Raw genomic sequence first — 25417 nt, 5'->3', positions numbered from 1 at the left:
CGATTTGAATGCACCAATGTGTGCGCTCAAAAAATGCCGAGGTCCACTACCCCAGGCTCGCACCCGTCAAGGAGAGAACTCCATGGAACCGCGCATCGATGAGATCGCCGACGGCATCTACCGGCTATCGGTCCGTGTGGACGCGATCGCCCCGCCGGCGGGCTTCACCTTCAACCACTTCCTGGTGCTCGGCGATGAGCCGCTGCTCTTCCACACCGGGCTGCGGCGCATGTTCCCGCTGCTGCGCGAGGCGCTCGGCCGGCTGATGCCGGTGGAGAAGCTGCGCTGGATCACCTTCGGCCACTACGAGGCCGATGAGTGCGGGGCGATGAACGAATGGCTCGCCGTGGCGCCACTTGCCGAGGTGGCGCACGGGCAGACCGGCTGCATGGTCTCGCTGAACGACATGGCCGACCGCGCGCCGCGGGTGCTGCGGGACGGGGAGGTGATCGACCTCGGCCGTGGGAAGCGGGTCCGCTACATCGACACGCCGCACATCCCCCATGGCTGGGACGCGGGCGTTCTCTACGAGGAGGCGTCGGGAACGCTGATGTGCGGGGATCTGTTCACACAGGTCGGGGATGGCCCCGCGCTGACCGGGTCCGACATCGTCGGGCCGGCCATCGCCGCGGAGGACATGTTCAGGTTCTCCAGCCTGCACCCGTCCATGGGCGCGACGATCCGCCGCCTAGCGGAGATCTCGCCGCGGACCCTGGCGCTGATGCACGGCCCGGCCTTCGCGGGTGACGGCGCGGCGGCGCTTCGGGGCCTGGCCGCCAATTATGATGACCGGGTGCGGGCGCTTCTGGCCGCCGCGTAGGAGGCTCTGCCTCCGTGCGCGCGAAGTCTTGGCGCTGGTGATCGGAGAGGGGCGCTGCCCCTCTCCGAGCCTAGCCCCGCCAGGGTGCTGGGCACCCTGGACCGCCGATACCTGGTGTTGGGCATGACTGCCACGCCGGCACGGAGAAGCGCGCGACGGGCACGACGCCCGGGGAGGAATCCCGGGCTTCCGGCGCGGCTCGTCCTTCGTCGCCGCGGAGTTCCAGCCCTGCCCAACGCCAAGTGATGGTTTCCAAAGGCCTTTCGGCCTTTGGTGGGGTGGCCCGGAGGGGCAAGGCCCCTCCGGCCCTCGCGCCTCAGCTCACCGCTCGAGGCACATGGCGACGCCCATGCCGCCGCCGATGCACAGCGTCGCGAGGCCCTTCTTCGCGCCCCGCTTCTGCATCTCGAACAGCAGCGTCGTCAGCACGCGTGCGCCGGAGGCGCCGATCGGGTGCCCCAGCGCGATCGCACCGCCGTTCACGTTGACCTTGGAAGTATCCCAGCCGAGATCCTTGTTCACCGCCAGCGCCTGCGCAGCGAAGGCCTCGTTCGCCTCGATCAGGTCGAGGTCGTCGATCTTCCAGCCCGCCTTGGCCAGCGCCTTGCGCGAGGCCGGGATCGGCCCGGTGCCCATGATGGAGGGATCGACGCCGGCGGTGGCCCAGGAGACGATGCGCGCCATCGGCGTGATGCCGCGCTTGGCCGCTTCCGCCGCCGTCATCACCACCACCGCCGCGGCGCCGTCGTTGATGCCGGAGGCGTTGCCCGCCGTCACCGTGCCGTCCTTGGCGAAGGCCGCGCGCAGCTTCTGCAGCACTTCCATCGTCGTCTCGGGCTTCGGGTATTCGTCGCTCGAGACGACGGTGTCGCCCTTGCGGCCCTTCACCGTCACCGGCGCGATCTCGTCCGCGAAGCGGTTGGCCTTCATCGCCTCGCCCGCCTTGCGCTGGCTGTTGAAGGCGAACTCGTCCTGCTGCTCGCGGGTGATCTGGAACTTCTGCGCCACGTTCTCGGCGGTGTTGCCCATGTGGTAGCCGTGGAAGGCATCCATCAGCCCGTCGCGCAGCATGGTGTCGATGAGCTGCAGGTCGCCCATCTTCTGCCCGGCGCGGAGCTGCTGGGCGTGCGGCGCCTGGGTCATGCTCTCCTGCCCGCCGGCGACCATGATCTTCGCGTCGCCCGCGGCGATCTGCTGGGCCGCGAGGGCCACGGCGCGCAGGCCGGAACCGCAGAGCTGGTTGATGCCGAAGGCGGTGTGCTCGACCGGGATGCCGGCATTCACCGACGCCTGACGCGCCGGGTTCTGTCCGGAGCCGGCGGCCAGGATCTGGCCGAGGATCACCTCGTCCACCTCGCCGCCCTCGACCTTGGCGCGCTCCAGCGCGGCCTTGATCGCGACGGTGCCGAGCGCATGGGCCGGCAGCGAGGCAAAGGCCCCGTTGAAGGAACCGACCGGCGTGCGGGCGGCGGAGGCGATGACGATTTCGGTCATGACTGGTTGTTCTCCCTCGGGGGCATTGCGGCGCAGCATGCGCCCGGGCGGGGGGTGGCTACAAGCGCCGGAGCCATGCGGCGAAGGGTTGCCAGAGCGCCCTTTCCGCCCCGGTCCCGGCGACCATGCCGATATGCCCCCCGGCCGCGACATGCGTGGCCCCCTGCCGCAGCCGGGTGGCGGCGGCGTGGGCTGAGGCCGGCGGCACGATGCGGTCGCGTTCCGGGATGCCGGCGAAGGCGGGGCCCTCCCAGGCTGCCGGGTCCACCACCTGGCCGGCGACTCGCCAGGCCAGGCGGCCGGGCTCGTTCCGCCCGTACCAACCGGCGAGGCATTGCCGGGCGACGGGGGCGGGCAGGGGGATGCCGTCGTTCAGCCAGTCCTCCAGCGCGACGAACAGTTCCGCGCGTTCCGAGCCCGGGTCGAGCCGTGCGAAGGCGCGGAACTTCTGCGCGATGCCGAAGGGGTCGAGCAGCGCGAACAGCGACTGGATGGCGTCCACCGGCAGGGCGCCGGTCGGTTCCATCATGGTTTCGAGGCCCGGCAGCAGGGCGGCGGCGGTCCGGGCGCGCCGCGGCCCGTCCGGCCCGGCGTGGAAGTCCCAGGGCGTCGCGAGCAGCGCCAGCGCCCGCACGCGGTCGGGCCGGCGCAGCGCCGCGGCGAGCGCGAGCAGCCCCCCCATGCAGTAGCCGGAGAGCACGACCGGCCCTGGCGCGGCCGCGAGCGCGCGTTCCAGCCGTCCGGCGACGTAGTCGGTCAGGGTGAAGCCGCGCTCGGCCTCCGCCGGCCAGCCCCAGTCGAGCAGGAGGGTGCGGAAGCCCTGGCCCGGCAGCCAGCGCATGAAGGAGCGCGCCGGCGTCAGATCCAGCACATAGGCGCGGTTCACGAGGGACGGCACGAACAGCACCGTCGGCCCCTCGCCGCCGAAGTCGAGCAGGCGGGATCCGCCTTCGGCCCAGATCGCCGGCGGGTCGGGCGCCTGGCGCTGCCAGGGATGCCGGCGATAGGCGGCGAGTCCTGCGATCATCGCCCGGTCCGCCCGGGCCAGCCGCGTCAGGACGGCGGCGCCGAAAACGTCAGGCCCGTGGCCCGCGGCGGCGAGGGCGGCGAGGATTCTCTCCCTTTCCTTCCGGCCCGCCTTCGAGATCGGCCAGCCGGCGTTCGAGCTCGGCAAGGCGCTCTGCCATGGCGTCCCGGGCAGGCTGCTCGTCGCGGCGAGAGCCCGCATGCCCGCCAGGCCCAGGTGGAGGGGGAGGGGCCGGGGGCCCCGGCGGCGCAGCGGCGCGGTCATGGGAATCGGCCCGGTAGCGCGGCGTCATGGCCGTGGCCGCACGCATCCAGGCAGCGCCAAGCGCAGCCCAGGCGGCCCACTGCTCCGCGAGTTCGGGATCGGCCGCCAGTCCGGCGATCTCGCTCTGCCACAGGGCGATCCAATCCTCCGCAAGGCTGTCGAGATCCTCAGGGTGTTCCATCGGGGCTCCTCGCCGGGGCGGACCATAGCCCCGGCGCGCCGTGGACGGAACGGTGCGGATTGCGTCTTTCGCAGTGCGGCATTGCGCGTGTTAGCATCATCAAAATGGGATCGGGGCAGGGCGGGATGTCGATGACAGGAAGCAAGGCCGCAGGGGCGGGGCAGGGCGACGAGGCGGCGATGCCGCCCGTGGTGGTGAAGAAATACGCCAACCGCCGACTCTACAACACAGAAGCGTCATCCTACGTCACGCTCGACGACCTCGCGAAGATGGTGCGCGAGGGACGGGATTTCGTCGTCTACGACGCCAAGACGGGGGACGACATCACGCGCTCCGTCCTGACGCAGATCATCGTCGAGGAAGAAAGCAAGGGCGGCCAGAACCTGCTGCCCACCGCCTTTCTCCGCCAGCTCATCGGCTATTACGGGGACAATCTGCAGGGGCTGGTCCCGCGCTACCTCGAATTCGCCATGGCATCCTTCGGCCGGCAGCAGGAACAGATGCGTCGCACCATGGAGCAGACCATGGGCGGATTCATGCCCTTCCCGCCCGGCTTCGGGAACCTCGAGGAACTCGGCAAGCAGAATGTCGCGATGATGGAGCGGGCCATGAGCCTCTTCGCGCCCTTTGGGCGGCGGGAGGACGGCAGCGTCGCCCCCGGGGGCGCGGAAGTCGAGGCGCTTCGCGCGGAGATAGATTCGCTTCGGGAGGAACTTACGAAGTTGCGCGGGGGGGCATCGAAGGCGTAGGATTTCATAACGCAGTCGTGATGCGCGTGGTGGTAGAGAATCCGATTTGCTGGTGCACGCGGACGCGGTAGTCTAGGTGGTGACGCCATGATCCTGTCCCCGACCCCCCACACGCACGGCGCCGATCCGGCCGGTGAAGACGAAGCATCGACCCAAAGGGCGAGCTTGGTCGACCATCATGTCGGGGCGCGTATCCGAGAACGGCGGACCATGCTTGGTCTGTCGCAGCAGCAGCTCGCGAAGATGATCGGTGTGACCTATCAGCAGGCGCACAAGTATGAGCGGGGGCTCAACCGCATCTCCGCCGGACGGCTGTTCGAGATTGCGCAGGTGCTCGACGTGCCGGTTGCCTACTTCTTCGAAGGTCTCCAGCCGGGCGCGGAGGCTCAGCCGGTTTCTCCGCGCCAGCGCATGTTCCTTGAACTCGCCCGCAACTTCGCGCTGATCGACAACGACAAGCACCAGGAGGCGTTGAGCCAGATGGCACGCGCCCTGGCCGCGCAGTCCCAGGCGGCGCAGCGCGACCGCGAGGAATAGCCGGCACCGCCGACGGCGAGGCAGGCAAGGCCGCCCGGCTCACGCCCGGCGGCCTTTTTCGTGCCCTGCCGTCCCGGACCTGCAGGGTTTCTGTGCAAAATGGAAAATCTTCGCCCGACTGCGCGTCAATTCATGCCGCGGAGCACACAATCCGTGCAGGCGGTCCTAGGGTCCGCGACGGTGTTTCCGTCAGCGGAGTCCTCGATGAATCCCCCTCTCAGCCGCAGGCGCCTCCTTGGCGGTGGCGCAGCCCTCGGCCTCGCCACGGCACTTCCCTACGACCTTGCCATGGCACAGGCGCCGGGCGGCAATCTGCGCATCGGCATGACCGCCTCTGCCGTGCCGCTGTCCAACGGCATGCCCGACCAGGGCGCCGAAGGGCACCGCTTCATGGGCATCACCATCTACGACCAGCTCGTGCAGTGGGACCTGTCCATGAGCGACCGGCCGGCGCCGCTGCGCCCCGGCCTCGCCACGTCCTGGCGGGTGGATCCGAACAATCCGAAGCGCTGGATCTTCACCCTGCGGGAGGGCGTGAAGTTCCACGACGGCAAGGTCATGACGGCCGAGGACGTGGTCTTCTCCTACAACCGCGCCTTCAAGAACGACGCCCCGGAATTCGACCCGCGCGGGTCCGCCCAGGTGCGCGGCCGCATGCCGACCCTGGTGAACTGGTACGCCGAAGGGCCCAACACCTTCATCATCGAGACGCGCACGGTGGACAGCCTGGTCCCCTATGGCGCGACCTGGACCGGCATCACCCACCGCGCCGCCTGGGAAGCCGCCGGGCGCGACAACGACAAGTTCCTGCAGCAGCCGGTCGGCACCGGGCCGTTCAAGCTCGAGACCTTCAGCATCCGTGAGCGCGCCATCCTGGTGCGCAACCCCGACTACTGGGAGGAGCGGCGCATCCCCAAGGTCGCGCGCCTGACGCTGCTGCCGCTGCCGGAGGCGAATACCCGCGTCGCCGCGCTGCGCTCCAACCAGGTGGACTTCATCGAGGCGCCGCCGCCCGATGCCATCCCCTCCCTGCGCCAGGCGGGGTTCAACATCGTCACCAACCAGTACGGCCACAACTGGACCTGGCACCTCTCGCTGCGCGAGGGCTCGCCCTGGCGCGACGTGCGTGTGCGCCGGGGCGCCAACCTCGCCATCGACCGCACCGGCATGAAGGAGATGCTGGCGGGCACCATGCTGGAAGGCGGCGGCCTGGTGCCGGTCGGCGGGCCATGGAATCCGGTGCGCAGCCCGCGCCTGACCTACGACCAGGCCGGCGCGGGGCGCCTGCTGGCGGAAGCGGGCATCACGCCGCGCACGCCGCTGCGCACCAAGGTCGCCATCTCCTCTTCCGGCTCCGGCCAGATGCAGGTGCTGGCGATGAACGAGGCGCTGCAGCAGCAGCTCAAGGAAGTCGGCATCGAGATCACCTTCGAGGTGTTCGACTGGAACTCGCTGCTCGGCACCTGGCGCGAAGGCGCGGGCGCGGCATCGGTGCGCGGCTGCGATGCGATCAACGTCTCCTACACGGCGCTCGATCCCTTCACGGCCATGGTGCGGCTGCTGAAGTCGGACCTCACGCCGCCGGCCGCGAACAATTGGGGCTACCTGAACGATCCGTCCTACGACGCGATCATCAACCAGGTGTACGAAACCTTCGACCCGGCGGCGCAGGACGCGCTGCTGAAGCAGCTCCATGACAAGGTGCTGGACGACGCGCTGTTCCTGTTCGTGGCGCACGACATGAACCCGCGCGCGATGCACCGGCGCGTGCAGGGGTTCGTGCAGGCGCAGTCGTGGTTCCAGGACCTCACGCCGATCGGCATGGGTGGGTGAGGATGCACCGGAGAGGGGCGCCGCCCCTCTCTGGACCTCACCCCGCCAAAGGCCGAAAGGCCTTTGGAAACCAGGACTTGGTCGGGGAGTGCGGGAGGGGCATGGCGCGCCAGGCTTGCCCGGAGTTCCCGGAAGACTTGAGGGTTCCGAGGGCCTTAAGCCCTCGGCGGGAGGGGTTCGGGGAGGGCAGAGCCCTCCCCGGTCGCTACCCTCGCTCCCCGATCAGCCGCCGCCGGATGCGTCCCGACACGAAGTCGATCGCCGCGACCGTCGCGATCATCAGCAGGATGATGAACGCCACCTCGTCCCAATGCCGCACGCGGATGCGTTCCGCGATCTGCAGCCCGATCCCGCCCGCGCCGACAACGCCGAGGATGGCGGCCGAGCGCGTGTTGCTCTCGAAGAAGTACAGCGCCTGCGCCAGCATCACCGGCGCGACCTGCGGCAGGATGCCGAAGCGGATGGCGGAAAGCCGCCCGCCGCCGGCAGCGACCACGCCTTCGGCCTGCTTCTTCTCCGCATTCTCGATCGCTTCGGCGTAGAGCTTCGCCAGCACGGCGATGTCCGCGGTGAAGATCGCCAGCACGCCCGCCAGCGGCCCGAGGCCGACCGCGCGCACATAGGCGAGCGCCCAGATGAGCTGGTCCACGCCGCGGAACCCGTCCAGCAGGCGGCGCAGCGAGAAGCGGAACAGCAGGCTGGTGACGATGTTGCGGGCGCCGAGGAAGCCGAGCGGCACCGCGACGATCGCCGCCATGCAGGTGCCGAGGAAGGCCATGGCGACGCTCTCCGCCATGCCCTTCAGGATCTCCACCCACAGCTCGCCCGGCGAGGGCGGGATCATCAGCACGATGATGGTGCCGAGGCCCGACAGCCCGTTCCACAGCCGCTGCGGCGTGAAGCCGAACCACCATAGCGCGCCGAGCAGCCAGGCGAGGAACAGCGCCCAGCCTGTCGCGCGGAGCGCGCGCCGCACAGGGCTGTCCCCGAAGGCCGCGGGCATGCGTTCGCGCCACATCGCGACATTCGCGCGCCCGGTCATCGTGCCGCCTCCAGTCGCCCGATGGCGGCGTGGCGCAGGCGTTCCGAGAGCAGGTCGACGCAGGCGACGGTGAGGATGACCAGCAGGACGATGGCGCTGATCTCCTCATAGTAGTTGAAGGAGATCACCTTGTAGAGCTCCTCCCCGATGCCGCCCGCGCCGACGAAGCCGATGACGCTGGCGGAGCGGATGTTCACCTCGAAGCGCAGCAGCAGGTAGGAGAGGAAGTTCGGCAGCACCTGCGGCAGCACGGCGAAGCGGCAGCCATGCCCCCAGGACCCGCCGGCGGCGCGCACTGCCTCCCATGGCTTGAGGTCGGCGTTCTCGATGGCTTCGGCGAACAGCTTGCCGTTGGCGCCGGCGCTGTGCAGCGCGATGGCGAGGATGCCGGCGAGCGGCCCGACGCCGAAGGCCCAGACGAAGATCAGCGCGTAGACGATCTCGGGGACGGTGCGCAGCGCCTCCAGCGTGCGGCGTGCAAGATGGAAGGCCAGTGGCGAGGGCGCGATGTTGCGCGCCGCCGGAAAGGACAGCAGCAGCGCGGCCGCCGAGCCCATCAGCGTCGCCAGCGCCGCCATGTTGGCGGTCTCGAAGATCAGCCAGGCCCATTCGGGCAGGCGGTAGAGCCAGAAGGCGATGGAGCCCTCGGTCTCGGCATCCGCGAACAGCGAAGCCCAGCGCAGGTCGGGCAGGATGCGGGAAAAATACTCGCCGATGCGCGGCAGCCCGGCCCAGAGGGTGGCGGGATGCGCCTCGCTGACCCAGGCGGCGGCGAGCAGGCAGGCGAGCAGGATCGCGGCGCCGAGCGCCGCCTGCACACGCTTCTGGCGCTGCGCGGCGCGGTAGGCTTCCTCCCCGCGGATCACCGCGGGGAGGCCGGTGGAGTAGGCCGCGCTCACGAACGCCGGCGGCGCGCGGCGGCTTCCTCGCGCCGCAGCTCGACGATCAGGTCGAAGGTCTGGTGCGTGACCTCGCGGTAGCCGGTGCCGCCGCCGCGCTCGATCTCGCGGTAGATCGCCGGATGCGCCTTCGGCAGCGCCAGGTGGAAGCGCTTGATGTCCTCCTTGAACGCCGCCGGCAGCGCGGTGCGGGTGGTGAGCGGGCCGTTCGGGATCGGGTCGGAGGTCCAGATCACGCGGAGGTCGGCCATGTTCAGCATGCCCTTGTCGACCATCGCGCGCAGGTTGCCGCGCGAATAGCCCTGCGCGACGTCGCCCTGGCCCGAGGCCCAGGTCACCGCGCCGTCGTACTGGCGCTGCAGCACGGCAACGACGCCCTGCTCATGCCCGCCGGCGAAGCCGGTGCGGGAGAAGTACTGGCCGCTCTCCACACCGATGCCGGCGCGGCGCAGCGCGAAGCGCGGGATCAGGTAGCCGGAGGTGGAGTTCGGGTCGGCCCAGGCAAGCGACTTGCCGCGCATCTGCTCGAGGTTCGTGATGCCGCTATCCGCGCGCACGACGAGCACGGCGACATAGGCGATGGAGCCGTCATTCTCCTCGGCGACCACCAGCGGCTCGACGCCGCCATTGGTGTCGAGCCAGGCGCCGGCATAGCCGGAGGCGCCCATGCTGGCGATCTCGATCTGCCCGGCGGAGAAGGCCTGCAGCACGCCCGCGTAGTCGGAGGCGGGGAAGAGCCGCGTCGGCACGCCGAAGGTGCGCTCGAGCAGCTCGCGATAGGCGCCGAAGCGGCCGAGGCGATCGGCCTCGTTCTCGCCGCCGAGCAGGCCGACGCGGAGCTGCGGCACCTGCTCCGCCCACGGGCGGCGGCCGGCTTCCGGCATGGCGGTGTTCGCGTCGAGGGTGCGGCGCATCTGCTGCTGCGCGATGGCGAAGCCGGGCGCGAGCAGCACGCCGGCGGCGACGCCGGCGAGGGTACGGCGGGTGATCATGGGCGGTTCTCCTGGGTGATCAGGCGGGAACGGCGACGTGGCGGGCCGTGGCGCCGACGGCCTCGGCGGCCTGCTCGGCGAACTCTTCCTCGCTCACGCCGTAGACTTCGCGGATGCGCTTGGCGGTCAGTTCCTCGGGCGGGCCATCGAACACCAGCCGGCCCGCGTTCAGCGCGACGATGCGGTCGCAGTAGTCGCGCGCGGTGGCGAGGTCGTGCAGGTTGACCAGCACGGTGATGCCCTCGCGGTTCACGCCGCGCAGCGCGTCCATGACGATGCGGGAATTGCGCGGGTCGAGGCTGGCGATCGGCTCGTCGGCCAGGATGATGCGCGGTTCCTGCAACAGCGCACGCGCGATGGCGACGCGCTGCTGCTGCCCGCCGGAGAGCGTGTCGGCACGCTGCAGCGCGGTCTCCGCCAGGTCGAAGCGGTCGAGCGCGGCGAGCGCCATGGCGCGCTCCTCCGCCGTGAACATGCGCAGCAGGGAGGTGATCATCGGCCGCCGGTTCAGCCGCCCGACCAGCACGTTGGTCAGCACGTCGAGCCGCTGCACCAGGTTGAACTGCTGGAAGATCATCGCGCAGCGCATGCGCCAGTCGCGCAGCGCCCGGCCGCGCAGCGCGGTGACGTCGGTGCCCTCGAAGCGGATGCGGCCCTCGGAAGGGTCGGTCAGCCGGTTCAGCATGCGCAGCATGGTGGACTTGCCGGCGCCGGAGCGGCCGATGACGCCGACCATCTGGCCGGCGGGAACGCGCAGGCTCACGCCGTCCACGGCTGTCTTGGCGCCGAAGCGGCGCGTCAGACCTTCGATTTCCAGCATGGTTCCAGGGCCTCTCCGTGCTGCGGCGCAGTAGCAGCGGGGCGTGACTCCCCGATGACACACGCATGACAGGACGGTTGCGGCGCCGGTTGTCGTAGGGCGGGGCAGGCGGCACCATGGCCGGCAAGAAACCTTTGGAGGAACGACCGTGATCGCTCGTCGCCCGCTGCTTGCGGCCCCTTTCGCGCTGCCCGCCCTGGCGCGCGGCGCCGCCGCGCAGGACACCTGGCCGAACCGCGCCGTCACCGTGCTGCTCGGCTACCCGCCTGGCGGGGTGACCGATTTCGGCGCCCGCGCGGTGTGCGAGCGCATGGGCCGCACGCTCGGCCAGAGCCTGGTGGTGGAGAACCGCCCCGGCGCCGCGACCGCGGTGGCGAACAGCGCGGCCGCGCAGGCGCGCCCGGATGGCTACACGCTGCTGATGGGCACCTCCACGCTCGCCATCAACCCGGCGCTGCAGCCGAACCTGACGCCGAAGGATCCGCGCAGCGAGCTGACGCCGATCGGCACCGTGTTCCGCACCGCCTTCGTGCTGCATGTGCATCCCTCCCTGCCGGTGCGCAGCACGGCGGAGCTGATCGCCTATGCCAAGGCGAATCCCGGCAAGCTGAATTTCGGTTCATCCGGCACGGGCGCGGTGAACCACCTGTGCTTCGAGCTGTTCCGCGCCCGCGCGGGGATCGATGCGGTGCACGTGCCCTATCGCGGCGGTGCGGCGGCGCTGATCGACCTGCGCACCAACCGCATCCAGGCGATGTTCAGCGCGGCGCAGGAAGCACTGCCGGCGCTGCGCGAAGGTGCGACCCGCGGACTCGCGGTGTCGTCGAAGGACCGCATGACGGTGCTGCCGGAACTGCCGCCGGTCGCTGCCGCGCTGCCGGATTTCGACGGTGTGTTCTGGCAGGGGTTGTTCGGCCCCGCGGGCCTGCCGGCGGCGATCGTCGCGCGCGCCGGCGCCGCGTTGCGTGACGCGACCACCGATCCCGTGCTTGTCGCGCGCATGGCGGAACAGGGCGTGGCGCTCACTCCCGGCGATGCGGAGGCGCTGCGCCGCATGCTGGCGGAGGAGACCGAGATGTGGGGCCGACTCATCCGCGAGCAGAACATCCGGCCGGAGTGAGCGCGGCGGTGGCCCGCCTCTTGCAGTTTCCGATCGTGACGGGCGGCGTCCTGCCGCCCTGCGTATCTGGGAGACTGCGAAATGAGCAGGTTCGGGCGGCTTTCCGCCTATGCCCTGGGCGCGGCGCTGTTCGCCGCGTCCGCCGCCGCGCAGGCGCAGCAGCCGCGCACGCTGCGCATCGCCATGACCGCCGCCGATGTGCCCACCACGTCCGGCATGCCGAACAACGGCTACGAGGGCATGCGCTTCCTCGGCTACCCGATCTTCGAGCCGCTGGTGCAGTGGGATCTCTCGCGCGCCGATCGTCCGGCGGATATCCGCGACGGCCTCGCCGAACGCTGGGAGCAGGATTCCGCCAACCCGAAGCTGTGGCGCTTCCACCTGCGCCGCGGCGTGAAGTTCCATGACGGCACCGCGTTCAACGCCGATGCGGTGATCTGGAACTTCGACCGCTTCTTCCGCAACGACAGCCCGCAATTCGACCCGACCGGCAGCGCCATCACGCGCGGCCGCATCCCGGTGCTGGCGGCCTACCGGAAGATCGACGAATTCACCGTCGAGATCGAGACGACGCGGCCGGTGTCCTACTGGCCATATCTGATGACGCTGGTCCTGATGACCTCGCCCAACTCCTTCGAGCAGGGCGGGCGCGAATGGCCGCGCGTCGCGGCGTTGCCGCCGGCGGGCACCGGGCCGTTCCGGCTGACGCGCTTCGTGCCGCGGCAATCGGCCGAGCTCGGGCGCAATGCCGAGTACTGGCAGGAATCGCGCCGGCCGCGCCTCGATCGCGTGGTGCTGCTGCCGATGCCGGAGGCGACGACGCGCCTCGCCGCGCTGCGTTCCGGCCAGGTGGACTGGATCGAGGTGCCGCCGCCCGATGCGATTCAGTCGCTGCGCCAGGCCGGCTTCAACGTGGTGACGAATTCCTACCCGCATGTCTGGCCGTGGGTCTTCGCCGTGGGCCGCGCCTCGAGCCCGGTTGCCGATGCGCGCGTGCGGCAGGGGCTCAACTATTGCTTCGACCGTGACGGCATGGTCGCGATGCTGAACGGCACGGCGGAACCTTCCGTCGGCTTCTTCAATGCGAATGATCCGCGCTTCGGCAGCCCGCAGAACCGCTATCGCCTGGACCCGGCGCGCGGCCGCGCCCTGCTGGCCGAGGCGGGCTTCACCGCGCAGAATCCGCTGCGCGTCAAGATCGCCATCTCGCCCTCCGGTTCCGGCCAGATGCTGCCGTTGCCGATGAACGAGTTCCTCCAGCAGTCGATGAAGGAGAATTGCGGCGTCGACGTCTCCTTCGAGGTGGTGGAGTGGAACACGCTGCTCGGGTCCCAGCGCGTCGCGCCGGACCAGCCGCAATGGCTGGGCGCGGATGCGGCGAATGTCTCGCTGGTCTCCTCGGACCCGTCGCAGATGGCGCGGTGGTTCCTGTCATCGAACTTCTCCCCGCGCGGGTCGAATTCCGGCCATTGGCGCGATGCGCAGTTCGACGCGGCGATGACCGAGCTCGAGACCGCGACCGACCCGGCGCGCATCCTGCAACTCACGCGTACGGCGCATGAGCGGCTGGTGGATGGCGCGCCCTGGCTGTGGATCGTGCATGACCTCAACCCGCGAGCGATGAGCCGGCGGGTGCGCGGCTTCACCTCCGCCCAGTCCTGGTTCCAGGACCTGACGACGGTCGAGGTGCAGTAGGCCCGGCGCGGTTCTTGCTCGCCCCGTGGCGAGGGCGGCCGTGCGAGGCCCGCCCCCGTCACGGGGAGATCGAGAAATGAGCAGCTTCCGGCGGCTTTCCGCCTATCTGCTGGGCGCGGCGATGATGGCCGCCTCCAGCACCGCGCTGGCGCAGCAGCCGCGTACCTTGCGCATCGCCATGACCGCCTCGGACGTGCCCACCACCACGGGCATGCCGAACAACGGCTTCGAAGGCATGCGCTTCCTCGGCTATCCGATCTTCGAGGCGCTGACGCTCTGGGACCTCTCGGATGCCTCGAAGCCCGCGGGCTTGCGGCCGGGGCTCGCCGAACGCTGGGAACAGGACCCCAGCGACCCGAAGGTCTGGCGGTTCCACCTCCGCCGCGGCGTGACCTTCCACGACGGCACGCCGTTCAACGCGGATGCGGTCATCTGGAACCTCGATCGCTACTTCCGCAACGAGGCACCGCAGTTCGAGCCGGGCGGCAGCGGCATCTCCCGCGCGCGCGTCACCATCCTCGGCGCCTACCGCAAGATCGACGACATGACGGTGGAGATGACGACGACGCGCGTCGCCTCCTACTTCCCCTACATGGTCGTCTATCTGCTGATGACCTCGCCGCAGTCCTGGGAGACGGCGGGCCGGGACTGGGGGCGCGTCGCCGCGCTGCCGCCGGCCGGCACCGGGCCGTTCCGGCTGTCCCGCTTCGTGCCGAGGCAATCGGCGGAGCTGTCCCGCCATGACGGCTATTGGGACACGGGCCGCCGCGCGCGGCTCGACCGCATCCTGCTGCTGCCGATGCCGGAGGCGAATACGCGCCTCGCCGCGCTGCGCTCGGGCCAGGTGGACTGGATCGAGGTGCCGCCGCCCGATGCCATCCCCTCCCTGCGCGCGGCAGGCTTCAACGTGACCACCGGCTCCTACCCGCATGTCTGGCCATGGTTCTTCCAGATGAACGGGGAGAACACGCCCTTCCGCGACGTGCGCGTGCGGCAGGGGCTGAACTATTGCGTCGATCGCGACGGGTTGGTGCAGTTGCTGAACGGCACGGCGGAACCTTCGGTCGGTTGGCTGAAGCCCACCGATCCGGCCTTCGGCAGCCCGCAGAACCGCTACGGCTTCGACGCGGCGCGCGGACGCGCCCTGCTGGCCGAGGCCGGATTCAATGCGCAGCGGCCGCTGCGCTTCCGGGTGATGATCTCGACCTCCGGCTCCGGCCAGATGCTGCCGCTGCCGATGAACGAGTATCTTCAGCAGAACCTCCGGGAGGCCTGCGGCGTGCAGGTCGATTTCGAAGTGACGGACTGGTCGAACCTGCTGGTGGCGACGCGCAGCGCGGCTAATTCGCCGGTGGTGGCGAATGTGCAGTCGCTGAATCCGTCCTCGCCGTCCTCCGACCCTTCGGTGATGGCGCGGTACTTCCTGCGCGCCTTCGCCCCGCCCAACGGCTTCAACTGGGCGGGCTTCAGCGACGACGCCTTCGAGGCGGCCTTCTCGAGGCTCGAGGTCGCGCGCACCCCGGCCGAGGCGGCAGCCGCCTACGCCGAGGCGCATGCGCGCGTGGTGGACAACCCGCCCTGGCTCTTCATCGTGCACGACCTGAACCCGCGCGCGATGAGCCGGCGGGTGACCGGCTTCACCTCGGTGCAGTCCTGGTTCCAGGACCTGGTGCCGGTGAATCTTCAGTAGGCCCTTGGCGCCGGCGCACGCATCCGGGCGCCTGGCATAGGCGCCATCGGTCGGTGCGCCCGCGCGGAGTACGCGGTCGCGCGTCGCGCCCCCGGCCCGAGGCTGTGCCGCGGGCCGCATGTGCAGATGGGTGAGGTGGGATCGGCCTCCTTCCCCTGAGGTGCAGAGCGGGACATCCTCCGCACATCCTCAGAGGAGACACCGCCGATGATCGTCGACCTGCGCATCTACACCTGCCTGCCGAACCGCGTGGCGGAATTCGTCGAGCTCTACGAGAAGATGGGCTGGCCTTTGCAGCAGAAGCACCTCGGCAACTGCGTCGGCTGGTACACCACCATCGAGGGCTCGCTGAACACCATCGTCCACATGTGGGGCTACGAGGACCAGGCGGACCGTGAGCGGCGCCGCGCCGCGATGGCCGCGGACCCGGGCTGGGGCGCGTACCTGGCGGAAGTCGCGAAGCGGGGGATCCTCATCAAGATGGAGAACCGCATCGTGAAGCCGGCGCCGTTCTTTGCGGCGTTGAAGAGGTGAAAGGCGGGGGGAGAAGGGAACTCCTCCCCCGACCTTCACCTTCCGACCAGCACCAGCACGACCCCGGCCACCACCGCCAGCGCCCCGATCACGTCGCTGCGCCTCATCCTCTCCTTCAGGAAGAAGCGGCTGAACAGCAGCGTGAACAGGATCTCGACCTGCCCCACCGCGCGCACCAGCGCGACCGGCGCGTAGGCGAAGCCGGTGAACCAGCAGGCCGATCCCATCGCTGAGAGCGCGCCGACCTGTGCCGAGGACCGCCAGGTACGGAACAGGGCGGGGATCGAGGACCGCTCCGTCGCCAGCAGCCAGCCACCCTGCATCGCAGTCTGCATCAGGTTGATGACGACGAGGGTTTCCAGCGCGCGCAGCGTCGCATCCGGCCCGTCCAGCGTCTGCGTCGCCGCACGGATCGCGAGCGCGCAGAGCGCGAACGCAAGGCCCGCGCCGAGGCCGTAGATCGCCGCCGGCTGTACCGTGGCGGCGAGCACCTCGCGGAAGGACGACACGCGCCCGGCCAGCGAGAGATACAGCGTCCCGCCCACCGACACGGCGATGCCGAGCCAGGCGAGCGGCGCGAAGGATTCGCCCAGGAAGATCAGCGCGATGAACGCCGCCTGCACCGCCTCCGTCTTGGAATAGGCGGTGCCGACCGCGAAGCCGCGATGGCCGAAGGACATGATCAGCAGGTTGGTGCCGATGATCTGCCCGAAGCCGCCGAGCGCGCAGTAGAGCGCATAGATCCAGGATGGCGAGGACAGCGCCCCGCCGAACAGTGTCAGATAGAGCGTGACCAGCAGCATGCCGACCGGCACGCCGTAGAGGTAGCGCACCACCGCGGCCGCATTGACCGAAAGCTGCCCGCGCAGCTTCTGCTGCAGCGCCGTGCGCCAGGTCTGGAACAGTCCGGCGAGGAGAGTCGCCCCGACCCAGATCGGCATCAGCCAAGCCTCGGGTCGAGCCAGGGCTGCGGCATGGGCTGCCAGGGCGTCAGCCGCGCGGCGGCTTCCTCCAGCGCGTTGCCGAGGCCGGGCGCCGCCGTCAGCGTCGCCCTGCCGCGCGCGAAGCGCAGGTCGTGGCCGGTGACCAGGGTGAAGAAGCGGTCGGTCTCGCCGAACTGCACCTCGAGCGGCAGCAGGTTCGGGATGGTCGCGCAGAGATGCACGGAATGTGCGTGGCAGACCGGGCCCGTCGGGTTGTGCGGCGCGATCTCCACCCCGGCGGTCTGGGCGAGGGCGGCGATGCGGCGGATCTCCTCATGCCCGCCGGCGTATTTGATGTCGGGCATCAGCACGTCGTAGCAGCCTGCCTCGATGATGCTGCGGTAGGCGCCGAGGCCGGCAAGCGTCTCCGCGCCCGCCAGCCGCATGCCGCGGTCATTGGCCATGGAGCGCAGGCGACGGATCCCGGCGTGGTTGGCCTCGCTGACCGGGCATTCCAGCCAGAACAGCGCGAGCGGTGCGACGTCCTGCACCAGCCGCGCGGCACCGCCGGGGGAGAAGCGCCAATGCGCATCGACCATGATGTCGATGTCGCGCCCGACCGCGTCGCGCACCGCGGCGATGCGGGCGAGGCCTTCGGCATAGGCGGCGCGCAGGGCAGCATCGGCGGCGTCCTCCCACACGAAGGGCTCGAAGGGCGCGAGCTTCACGGCGCGGAAGCCCTCCGCCACCGCGCGTTGCGCCGCGGCGGCGAAGCCTTCCGGCGTGCGCGGGTTCGCGCCGCGGTTGATGTTGGCGTAGAGCGGCACCGCATCGCGCAGCGCGCCGCCGAGCAGCGCATGGACCGGCCGCCCGGCCTCCTGCCCCGCCAGGTCCCACAGCGCCTGTTCGAAGGCCGAGAGCACCGCGTGTGCGACCAGCCCGCCCGGCGCATGCGGGATCAGCCGCGCGATCCGGTTGCGCAGGCGGGCATCCTCGCCGACGAGGTTCGCGGCGAGCCGCGCCGCCTCCGCTTCCAGCAACGCTTCCTGGTTGGCGAGCGTGCACTCGCCCGTGCCGGTGCGGCCGCACTCCGTGCGCACCAGCAGGAAGGACCAGTTGGTCTTGGGCGTGACGTTGACGCCAAGGAATTCGACCGATGCGATCTTCATCTACTGCGCCGTGATGTTCGCGGCCTGGGCCAGGCGCTTCCACTGCGCGATGTCGCGCTCGATGCGGCTCTGGAATTCGGCCGGGGAGGAGACGACCAGCGTGCCGCCGATCAGCCGGATGCGGTCCCGCAGCGCGGTGTTGTCGCGCAGCTTCACCAGCTCCGCATGCAGCCGGTCGAGGATCGGCGCCGGCGTGCCCTTGGGCGCCAACAGCCCATTCCAGGCGACGGTCTCGAAGTTCGGCAACCCGCTCTCATGCACGGTCGGTGTCTCGGGCAGCTCCGCCATGCGGGTCAGCGAGCTCACGGCCAGCAGCTTCACCTCCCCGCTGCGGACCTGCGGCATGACGTTCACCAGATTGGCGAAGGCGAGCGGCGCTTCCCCCGCGACCACCGCCTGCACCAGGGCCGAGGCGCCGCGATAGGGCACGTGGATGATGTCGAGCCCCGCCTGGTTCTTGAACAGCTCCATGTTCATGTGCGCGGAGGAGCCGACGCCGGCCGAGGCGTAGTTCAGCCCGCCGGGCCGTGCGCGCGCTGCGGCGATCAGCTCCGCCACGCTTGTCACCGGCAGCGCGCGCGGATTCACGATCAGCGCATTCGGCCCGACCACCAGCAGCGCGATGGGATCGAAGGCGGTGGCGAGGTCGTAGGGCAGGTCGCGGTAGATCGCCGCGTTGATGCCGTTGGAGCCGGCATTGCCGAGCAGGAAGGTGGTGCCGTCCGGCGCCGAACGGAATGCTGCTTCCACGCCGATGCGCCCGCCGGCGCCGGCGCGGTTGTCGACGACGAAGGGCTGGCCGAGGCTGGCTTCGAGCAGCGGTGCGATCAGCCGCGCCGTGGTGTCGTTCCCGGCGCCGGCGGCGTCGGGAAGGATGAGGCGCACCGGTCGCGTTGGCCAGGGCGCCTGCGCGAAGGCGGGTCGCATGGCGCAAGCGGCGGCCGCGGCCGCGATCAGGGTGCGGCGGTTGTGCATGGCGGGCTCCTCCGGAGGCGCCGCAGCGTGGCCCGAAGCCGCGCCGGCATCAACGGCAGGTGCGGCCCTCGCCAGGGTCCTGTGCGGTCATGGCTGCCATGCCGGATTGCGCGGGCATGGCCCCGCTGCCGTGGATCGCGTTCCTGCGCGTCGCGGCGTCCTCGTTGGAGAGGACGCCGCGCGCGCGCATCGGGATCGCGCCGCCGTGCCCTCAACCGGCGTCGAGCTGCAGGCCTTCCTTGCGGATGACCTCCCCCCACTTCGCGATCTCGCTGCGCACGAAGACGGCGAAGGCGTCCGGATTGCCGGGCATGCCGACGCCGCCGAGTTCGGCGAAGCGGCGCCGGGTGTCGGGCAGGGCGAGCAGGGCCATCACCTCGGCGTTCAGGCTGTTCACGATCTCGGACGGCAGCGCGGCCGGGCCGAACAGGCCGAACCAGGTGTTGACGTCGTAGGCCGCGAGTTCGGGCATGGTCTCCCGCATCGCCGGCACCTCGGGCAGCAGCGCGTGGCGCTCCGCGCTGGTGACCGCGAGCGCCCGCACGCGACCGGCCTGGATGTGGCCGATGATGCCGGTCAGGTTGTCGATCAGGAAGGCGACATTGCCGGCCAGGATCTCGATCTGCGCCGGGGCGGACCCGCGCAGCGGCACGTGGATCGCCTCCGCCCCCAGCATCTGCAGCATCAGCACCGGCGAGAGGTGCGTCGACTGCCCGACGCCGGTCGAGGCATAGGGGATGCGCCCCGGCTGGGCGCGCAGCAGCGCCGCGAGTTCCGCCACTGTGCGCGCCGGCACGGAGGGGTTCACCACCAGCACGTTCGGCCCGCGGATGGTGCCTGCGATGGGCGCGATCTGGTCGGCGCGGTAGGGCAGGTTGCGGAACAGCGAGTAGGCGATGGATTGCGGCCCGATATTGCCGAGCATCAGCGTCGTGCCATCCGGCCGCGCGCGCACCATCTCGAGCGTGCCGATGGTGCCGCCGGCGCCGGCGCGGTTCTCGACCACGACCGGCGTGCCCCATTTCGCCTGCAGGTGCTGCGCGAGCAATCGCGCCATGATGTCGGTCGTGCCGCCCGCCGCGGCGGGGACGATGATGCGGACCTGCCCGGCGGGCCGCCAGGCTTGCGCCCGTCCGGGCGACGACACGGCAATCAGCGGCGCGGCGATTGCCGCACGGCGCGTGAACGCGACCATCTCATTTCCTCCCAGGTATCGTTTCCCCGGGGGCGAGCATGGCGCGGCGGTGCCCGGCGGGAAAGGTGCCGGGCGCGGTATGCGTCAGGTGGCGTCCATCTGCAGGCCCTCGCGCCGGATGACGCCACCCCATTTGGCGATCTCCGCACGGACGAAGGCCGCGAAGTCCTCGGCGCTGCCGGGGGCGGGGACGCCGCCCATCTGGGCGAAGCGCGCCTGGGTGTCGGGCATGGCGAGCAGCGCCTGCACCTCGGCATTCACGCTGCGGATGATCTCGGCCGACGCGCCCGCCGGCATGAACAGGCCGAACCAGGTCGAGACGTCATAGGCGGCGAGCTCGGGCATGGTCTCCCGGATGGCGGGCAGGTCCGGAAGCTGCGGGCTGCGGTCGGCGCTGGTGACGCCGAGGCCGCGCAGCCGCCCGGAGCGGATGTGGTCGATCGAGGTGGTCAGGTTGTCGAAGGCGAATTGCACATTGCCGGCGACCAGGTCGATCAGCAGCGGGCCGGCGCCGCGGAAATGCACCGCCTCCGCCTGGGTGCCGGCGAGCTGGTTGAACCACACGCCGGACAGGTGCGGCGACTGCCCCATGCCCGAGGTGCCGTAGGAGGCGCGCGACCCTTCGCCCTTCAGCCAGGCGACGAACTCGGGCACCGTCCGCGCCGGCACCGACGGGTGCACCACCAACACGTTCGGGCCGCGGATGACGTTGGCGACGGGCGCCAGGCTGTCCGGCCGGTACTGCAGGTTGCGGAACAAGGAATAGCCGATGGCCTGCGGGCCGATGTTGCCCATCAGCATGTGGCGGCCATCGGCGGCGGCGCGGACGATTTCCATGGTGCCGATGGTGCCGCCGCCGCCGGAGCGGTTCTCGACCACCACCGGCGTGCCCCACTTCGTCTGCAGGTGCTGCGCCAGCAGGCGCGCCATGATGTCGGTGGTGCCGCCCGGCGCGGCGGGCACGACGATGCGGCTCTGCTGGCCGGGGCGCCAGCCCTGGGCGTGGGCCGCGGCGGGGACGGCGACGGGCAGCGCCAGCGCAGCGCGGCGTGAAAGGACGATCATGGGGATCCCTCCGATGGTTGGCGCGCTTATCGCGCGTCTGCGCGGTGCCGTCACGCCCCGGTGCGGCCAGTGGCGAGCCGCGCCACCGCGACGAAGGACCGCGGGCCGTCCGGCGCGCCCGCCAGATAGGCACGGCGGGCGAGCGCCTCGACGCGCGGGGCGCGCTCCACCGGCAGCGTTGCCACATAGGCGCCGGCGATGCCCTGGCCGCCTTCCGCCCAGGGGCCCCACCAATCGGCGAAGGATGAAAATTCCTGCCGGATGGCGATGTCGCGCTCGGCGACGTCGTTGAGCCCCGTGCCGGCGAGCAGCGCCGAGAGCCGCCCCGGCGTGCCGACCGGATCGGACCAATAGCGGGCGCGGAATGCCTCTCCGTCGGGCTCGGTCGCGGCGATGCTGTCGGCGAAGGCGCGCAGGAAGGGGAAGCCGCCGGTGAAGTCCCACATCGCCGCGGCGACCAGGCCGCCGGGCTTCACCACCCGCGCCATCTCGGCGACCGCCGCGGCGCGGTCCGGCACGAATTGCAGCACGAGGTGGGAGAGCGCGACGTCGTAGGTCGCGGCCGGAAATTCAAGCGCCGTGACGTCGCCGGCGCGGAAGGTGGCAACCGGCACGCGGCGGCGGGCTTCGGCGAGGAAGGGCTCGCTGAGGTCGATGCCGGTGATGCGTGCGGCCGGGTCGCGCGCCGCGATCGCCTCGGCGAGCGCGCCGGTGCCGCAACCGGCGTCCAGCACCGCCGCGCCGCGCGGCAGCGCCAGCGCGTCGAGCACCGCGTCGGCGAGCTTGCGGCTCCAGCGCCCCATGCTGCGCTCATAGGCTTCGGCGCTGGTAGCGACGTAGGCCGCCATGGGCGACGCCTAGCCTTCCATCCGGTAGCGGAAGTCGCAGTGGGTGGCGCCGCCCATGATGGTCTGGGTGCGTTCAAGCTTGAGCTTCGGGTCGTAGCCTTCGCAGAAGGCGCCGTCGCGGTTGCAGGAGAGCACGGCGCCAAGCTCGGCGAGGCCCATCTCCCGGTACATCTCGGCGTAGCGGCAGCGGGTGACGTTGAAGTCGTAATGCGTCGCGTCCTTGCGCAGGGTCTCGATGCGCAGCGCGTCGCCCTTGGTCCAGAGCGGTTGCAGGGCGATGAAGTGTTCGAGACTGGGCTGGCCGCCGGGGCCTTCCTTCGCCATCTCGGCCGCAGTCTGCTTCGCCAGCTTGACCACGGCGCGCGAAAGGATGGCCTTCGCCCGCGCCTCGCCGAGTTCGGCCTTCATCTCCTCGTAGATTCCCCTGGCGAAGGCGGCCTCGATGCGCCGCTGCTCCAGGATGCCCAGGCGGTCCTCGGCCATGACAGCAACTCCCCCGACGTCGGTGACGCCGGGGAGCCTATCGCGCGGCTGCCGGTGCGGCGAGCGGACTACTGCGCGTAGAGACCCGAATTCGTCACGATGATGCGGCTGGCGCGGCAGATGTCGACGCGGCGGAGTTCCGCGGCGCGGCCGTTCGCGTAGACGACGCGGAAATCGTAGGCGCCCGCATTGGCGGCCCGGTAGTTCCACACGCGGCCGGGCGGCAGCACGTTCTGGCCGAGCTGGTCAGGGCCCCAGTTGTTGATGCTGGAATGGCTGAAGAAGAGCTGCATCACCGTCAGCGAGGAGTTGTTCACCACCTGGAAGCGCGTATCGCAGGCGACCGGCGCCGGGGCGACATAGGTCGGCTGCGGCACGTAGACCGTCTGCGGCGCGCAGGCCGCGACAGCAGTGGCGCCGGCCAGGGCAGAGAGGGCGAGCAACTTGCGACGGAACATCTCGAGCGGTCTCCCGGAAGCATGAGGCGCGCCCCCGGCCCGCCCGCGTTTCGATAACGCGACGGTATTGAGGGAAAGGGACAGGTGCAAGATTGCACGGGCTTGCGGAATGCCGCCGTCACGTGGTGCTCTGAACCGTTTCCGACGCGGAGATCCGACACATGACCTTCGGCCAGTGGTTCAGCTTCCGCGGCCGGATCGGCCGCAAGGTCTTCTGGCTCGGCTACGTGCTGCCGCTGTTCCTCGCCAGCCTGGTGGCGGCCGTGCTGGATGCGGCGATCGGCCTGGCACCCACCGGCGATGCCATGCCGGTCGATGCCGCGACGATGGGGCCGTTCAGCGCCGTCGTGTCGCTGCTCTCGATCTGGCCGTCCCTCGCGGGCACGATCAAGCGGCTGCATGACCGCGACCGGTCCGGCTGGTGGATCGGGGCCTTCTATCTGCTGGCCATCGTGGTCGGGGCGGTCGCCGGCGTGATGGCGGCGACCATGCCCTATTCGCCCGAGGCGATGGCCGTGCCGCTCATCGTGGGCGGCCTGCTGGTGCTCGGCTTCGCGCTGTGGCTGCTGGTCGAGACCGGCTTCCTGCGCGGCACGGCGGGCCCGAACCGCTTCGGGCCGGATCCGCTCGGCGGGCAGGGGATGGCGCAGTGGCAGCAGCAGCCGGCCCCGGGCTGGCAGCAGCAGCCGCAACAGTGGCAGCAGCCGCAATGGACGCCGCCGCAGGGGCAGGGCGGCTACCCGCCGCAGGGATGGCAGCCGCCGCCCCAGCAGGGCTATCCGCCGCCGCAGCAGGGGTATCCACCGCCGCAGCAGGGGTACGGCGCGCCGCCGCCGGGCTACGGGCAGCCGCCGCCGGGTTACGGCCAGCCGCCGCAGCCGCCTCCGGGCCAATGGGGCGGGCCGGGGCAGGGCGGCAGCGTGCCGCCGGTTCGGCGGGACTGATTCCCGGCCAGCGTTTCATCCGTGATTAGGGATCGAAGTGCTGGTGCCGCGAGGGCTCGCCCCGCCGGCCCTGCCCGCCATGCCGCTGGGCGCCGGGGCTTGGCCCGGAACGCGTCGTGCACGGGACCGGCAGGGATCCGCCTGCTCTCCGCCGTTCAGAGGGGCGGCCGCGCCGGTGCCGTCAGGCCGGATCCACCGGCGCCGCCGGCACGCCGGCGGCCTCGATGACCGCGCCGGCCTGCAGCAGCAGGTCCTCGCGGTAGCGCCCGGCAAGAAGTTGCACGCCGACCGGCGTGCGGCCCACCAGCCCGGTCGTCACCGCCAGCCCCGGCAGGCCCATCAGCGGCAATCCGACCTGGGTGAGCTGTGCGTCCATGATGCGGCGAAAGGCTTCGGGGCTTTCGACATCCTCCTGGTCGCGGAAGGGCAACTCGCCCGAGACCGGCGTGATGGCGATGGGGAAGCGCTCGAAGAACTCCATCCAGAGCCGCACGAAATAGGCGCGCTTCTGCAGCCCGTCCATGAAGGCGTTGAGGTCGGGGGCGGGGCAGAGCGCCTCCATCTGCGCGAAAACGAAGGTCGCATCGGGGTCGGCTTCCCGGTGCAGCGCCGCGTTCAGCCCGCGGCGGGATTCCGCGAGCCACAGCATCGCCTGCAGCGCCGCCGGCTCGCGCAGCGGCGGGGTGTCGGCTTCCTCGATGGTCCAGCCGGCGGCCTCCAGGCGCTTCGCCGCATCGCGCAGCGCGGCCTCGATGGCGGGCTGCACCTCCATGCCGTCGGGGCGGATGCAGAGCGCGGCGCGCTTCGGCATCGGCGGGCCTTCCAGCGGCACGCCGGCCCACCAGGGGTCGCGGATGTCGCGCGCCGCCATCGCGGCGAAGGCGAGGCCGACATCGGCGATGGTGCGCGCGATCGGGCCGGAGACAGCCATGACCTGCCCGCCCACATGGCGTTCGGCGCCGGAGGGATTCCAGGCCGGAATGCGCCCGAGCGTCGGCCGCAGCCCGTGCACGCCGCAGGCATAGGCGGGGTAGCGGATGGACCCGCCGATATCGGTGCCGTGACCGATCGCACCGATGCCCGCCGCCACCGCCGCCGCGGCGCCGCCCGAGGAGCCGCCTGGCGTGATCGACGGATCGCGCGGATTCTTCGTGTGCCCGTGCAGGGAATTGCGCGTGAACCAGCGCAGCGAGAAGGCCGGCGTGTTGGTCCGCCCGAGCAGCACCGCGCCGGCGCGGCGCAGGTTCGCGACGACCGGATTGTCCACCGTCGCCATCAGGTCCTGCTGGAGGCGCAGCCCGTTGGTGGTGGCGTAGCCGGCCTGGTCCGCGTTGACCTTGATGGTGACGGGCACGCCGGCAAGCGGGCCGGGATCCTCCCCGCGCGCGAGGGCTGCGTCCACCGCGGCGGCCTGGGCGAGAACGTCCTCCGGCCGGTGGTCCACCACGGCGTTGATGCGCGGATTCACCGCATCGAGGCGGATGAGGGCATCCTTCGCGGCCTCGGTGGCGGAGATCTGCTTCGTGCGGATGCGGACGGCAAGGTCGGTGGCGGGCAGGCGCCAGAGGTCGGTCATCAGCGGGTTCCGGTGCGACAGGCATCGATGGTCCCGCGCGGGGGCGGTGCGGTCAACGTCGCGACGGGCGGAGGGGCGGCCGCG

At 70.9% G+C, this 25417-nt stretch carries 24 protein-coding genes; 9 read left to right on the top strand and 15 right to left on the bottom strand.

Annotation, left to right across the window (positions count from 1 at the left end; all coding sequences use genetic code 11):
* Nucleotides 1-82: 82 nt before the first annotated feature.
* On the top strand, nt 83-820 hold the full coding sequence (locus GXW74_RS03635) for an oxygen-binding di-iron domain-containing protein (protein WP_211844914.1): 738 nt from the start codon (nt 83-85) through the stop codon (nt 818-820).
* Nucleotides 821-1141: 321 nt separating this feature from the next.
* Here the strand turns inward: GXW74_RS03635 and GXW74_RS03630 are convergent, their stop codons facing one another.
* A complete protein-coding gene (locus GXW74_RS03630; protein ID WP_211844913.1) occupies nt 1142-2314 on the bottom strand; it encodes an acetyl-CoA C-acetyltransferase in 1173 nt (390 codons plus the stop codon).
* Between the two features lie 58 nt (nt 2315-2372).
* The gene (locus GXW74_RS03625; protein WP_338148124.1) at nt 2373-3341 is read right to left on the bottom strand and encodes an alpha/beta fold hydrolase; all 969 of its coding nucleotides are present in this window, start codon (nt 3339-3341) and stop codon (nt 2373-2375) included.
* Between the two features lie 576 nt (nt 3342-3917).
* On the opposite strand from GXW74_RS03625, the gene phaR reads away from it, so the two are divergent.
* The 3 genes from phaR (at nt 3918) to GXW74_RS03610 (ending at nt 6905) form a co-directional block, all read left to right on the top strand.
* Complete coding sequence (phaR, locus tag GXW74_RS03620; protein WP_456306956.1) at nt 3918-4535, top strand: polyhydroxyalkanoate synthesis repressor PhaR; 618 nt, start codon at nt 3918-3920, stop codon at nt 4533-4535.
* A gap of 87 nt (nt 4536-4622) precedes the next feature.
* A complete protein-coding gene (locus GXW74_RS03615) occupies nt 4623-5072 on the top strand; it encodes a helix-turn-helix domain-containing protein (RefSeq protein WP_211844910.1) in 450 nt (149 codons plus the stop codon).
* Nucleotides 5073-5276: 204 nt separating this feature from the next.
* Nucleotides 5277-6905, top strand: coding sequence for an ABC transporter substrate-binding protein (locus GXW74_RS03610; RefSeq protein ID WP_211844909.1), 1629 nt, complete (start codon nt 5277-5279; stop codon nt 6903-6905).
* Between the two features lie 205 nt (nt 6906-7110).
* Here the strand turns inward: GXW74_RS03610 and phnE (GXW74_RS03605) are convergent, their stop codons facing one another.
* From phnE (GXW74_RS03605) to phnC, 4 genes are read right to left on the bottom strand one after another with little or no spacing between them, the layout of a single operon-like run.
* Nucleotides 7111-7947, bottom strand: a complete 837-nt coding sequence (phnE, locus tag GXW74_RS03605) for a phosphonate ABC transporter, permease protein PhnE (protein ID WP_211844908.1) — start codon at nt 7945-7947, stop codon at nt 7111-7113.
* A complete protein-coding gene (gene phnE, locus GXW74_RS03600; RefSeq protein WP_211844907.1) occupies nt 7944-8846 on the bottom strand; it encodes a phosphonate ABC transporter, permease protein PhnE in 903 nt (300 codons plus the stop codon). Before phnE (GXW74_RS03600) ends, phnE (GXW74_RS03605) begins: the two co-directional genes overlap by 4 nt.
* Complete coding sequence (gene phnD / locus GXW74_RS03595) at nt 8843-9838, bottom strand: phosphate/phosphite/phosphonate ABC transporter substrate-binding protein (protein WP_211844906.1); 996 nt, start codon at nt 9836-9838, stop codon at nt 8843-8845. The genes phnE (GXW74_RS03600) and phnD overlap by 4 nt, the downstream gene beginning before the upstream one ends.
* Nucleotides 9839-9857: 19 nt before the next feature.
* Nucleotides 9858-10658: a phosphonate ABC transporter ATP-binding protein gene (gene phnC / locus GXW74_RS03590; protein WP_211844905.1), complete on the bottom strand. Its 801-nt coding sequence runs from the start codon at nt 10656-10658 to the stop codon at nt 9858-9860.
* Nucleotides 10659-10806: 148 nt separating this feature from the next.
* Here phnC and GXW74_RS03585 point away from each other — a divergent pair, with 148 nt between their 5' ends.
* From GXW74_RS03585 to GXW74_RS03570, 4 genes are all read left to right on the top strand, one after another.
* Nucleotides 10807-11778, top strand: a complete 972-nt coding sequence (locus tag GXW74_RS03585; RefSeq protein WP_338148123.1) for a Bug family tripartite tricarboxylate transporter substrate binding protein — start codon at nt 10807-10809, stop codon at nt 11776-11778.
* A gap of 81 nt (nt 11779-11859) precedes the next feature.
* Nucleotides 11860-13473 (top strand): ABC transporter substrate-binding protein, encoded by a 1614-nt coding sequence (locus GXW74_RS03580; RefSeq protein ID WP_211844904.1) that lies wholly within the window; start codon nt 11860-11862, stop codon nt 13471-13473.
* A 76-nt stretch (nt 13474-13549) separates the two neighbouring features.
* Nucleotides 13550-15163 (top strand): ABC transporter substrate-binding protein, encoded by a 1614-nt coding sequence (locus GXW74_RS03575; protein WP_211844903.1) that lies wholly within the window; start codon nt 13550-13552, stop codon nt 15161-15163.
* A 207-nt stretch (nt 15164-15370) separates the two neighbouring features.
* Complete coding sequence (locus GXW74_RS03570) at nt 15371-15697, top strand: NIPSNAP family protein (protein ID WP_211844902.1); 327 nt, start codon at nt 15371-15373, stop codon at nt 15695-15697.
* Between the two features lie 35 nt (nt 15698-15732).
* On the opposite strand, the gene GXW74_RS03565 is transcribed toward GXW74_RS03570, so the two are convergent.
* The 8 genes from GXW74_RS03565 to GXW74_RS03530 form a co-directional block, all read right to left on the bottom strand.
* A complete protein-coding gene (locus tag GXW74_RS03565; protein WP_211844901.1) occupies nt 15733-16638 on the bottom strand; it encodes an EamA family transporter in 906 nt (301 codons plus the stop codon).
* Nucleotides 16638-17789 (bottom strand): mandelate racemase/muconate lactonizing enzyme family protein, encoded by a 1152-nt coding sequence (locus GXW74_RS03560; protein WP_211844900.1) that lies wholly within the window; start codon nt 17787-17789, stop codon nt 16638-16640. The genes GXW74_RS03565 and GXW74_RS03560 overlap by 1 nt, the downstream gene beginning before the upstream one ends.
* Nucleotides 17790-18764 (bottom strand): Bug family tripartite tricarboxylate transporter substrate binding protein, encoded by a 975-nt coding sequence (locus GXW74_RS03555; protein ID WP_211844899.1) that lies wholly within the window; start codon nt 18762-18764, stop codon nt 17790-17792. It lies immediately after the preceding gene.
* Nucleotides 18765-18975: 211 nt separating this feature from the next.
* The gene (locus tag GXW74_RS03550; RefSeq protein ID WP_211844898.1) at nt 18976-19959 is read right to left on the bottom strand and encodes a Bug family tripartite tricarboxylate transporter substrate binding protein; all 984 of its coding nucleotides are present in this window, start codon (nt 19957-19959) and stop codon (nt 18976-18978) included.
* Between the two features lie 84 nt (nt 19960-20043).
* The gene (locus GXW74_RS03545) at nt 20044-21024 is read right to left on the bottom strand and encodes a Bug family tripartite tricarboxylate transporter substrate binding protein (RefSeq protein WP_211844897.1); all 981 of its coding nucleotides are present in this window, start codon (nt 21022-21024) and stop codon (nt 20044-20046) included.
* A gap of 50 nt (nt 21025-21074) precedes the next feature.
* Nucleotides 21075-21872 carry a class I SAM-dependent methyltransferase gene (locus GXW74_RS03540; RefSeq protein WP_211844896.1) on the bottom strand — a complete coding sequence of 266 codons (798 nt, stop codon included), beginning with the start codon at nt 21870-21872 and terminating at the stop codon, nt 21075-21077.
* A gap of 9 nt (nt 21873-21881) precedes the next feature.
* Entirely contained in the window at nt 21882-22355 is a 474-nt protein-coding gene (locus GXW74_RS03535) for an L-2-amino-thiazoline-4-carboxylic acid hydrolase (protein ID WP_211844895.1), read from the bottom strand.
* A 68-nt stretch (nt 22356-22423) separates the two neighbouring features.
* The gene (locus GXW74_RS03530) at nt 22424-22813 is read right to left on the bottom strand and encodes a hypothetical protein (RefSeq protein WP_211844894.1); all 390 of its coding nucleotides are present in this window, start codon (nt 22811-22813) and stop codon (nt 22424-22426) included.
* 161 nt (nt 22814-22974) lie between these two features.
* Between GXW74_RS03530 and GXW74_RS03525 the strand changes: the two genes are divergently transcribed.
* Nucleotides 22975-23757 carry a DUF805 domain-containing protein gene (locus tag GXW74_RS03525; protein WP_211844893.1) on the top strand — a complete coding sequence of 261 codons (783 nt, stop codon included), beginning with the start codon at nt 22975-22977 and terminating at the stop codon, nt 23755-23757.
* Nucleotides 23758-23938: 181 nt separating this feature from the next.
* Here the strand turns inward: GXW74_RS03525 and GXW74_RS03520 are convergent, their stop codons facing one another.
* A complete protein-coding gene (locus GXW74_RS03520) occupies nt 23939-25333 on the bottom strand; it encodes an amidase family protein (protein WP_211844892.1) in 1395 nt (464 codons plus the stop codon).
* Nucleotides 25334-25417 lie beyond the last annotated feature (84 nt).

Origin of the sequence: Neoroseomonas eburnea (assembly GCF_018129005.1) — a bacterium.
GTDB lineage: Bacteria > Pseudomonadota > Alphaproteobacteria > Acetobacterales > Acetobacteraceae > Neoroseomonas > Neoroseomonas eburnea.
This window is presented reverse-complemented; position numbering and strand designations above follow the sequence as displayed.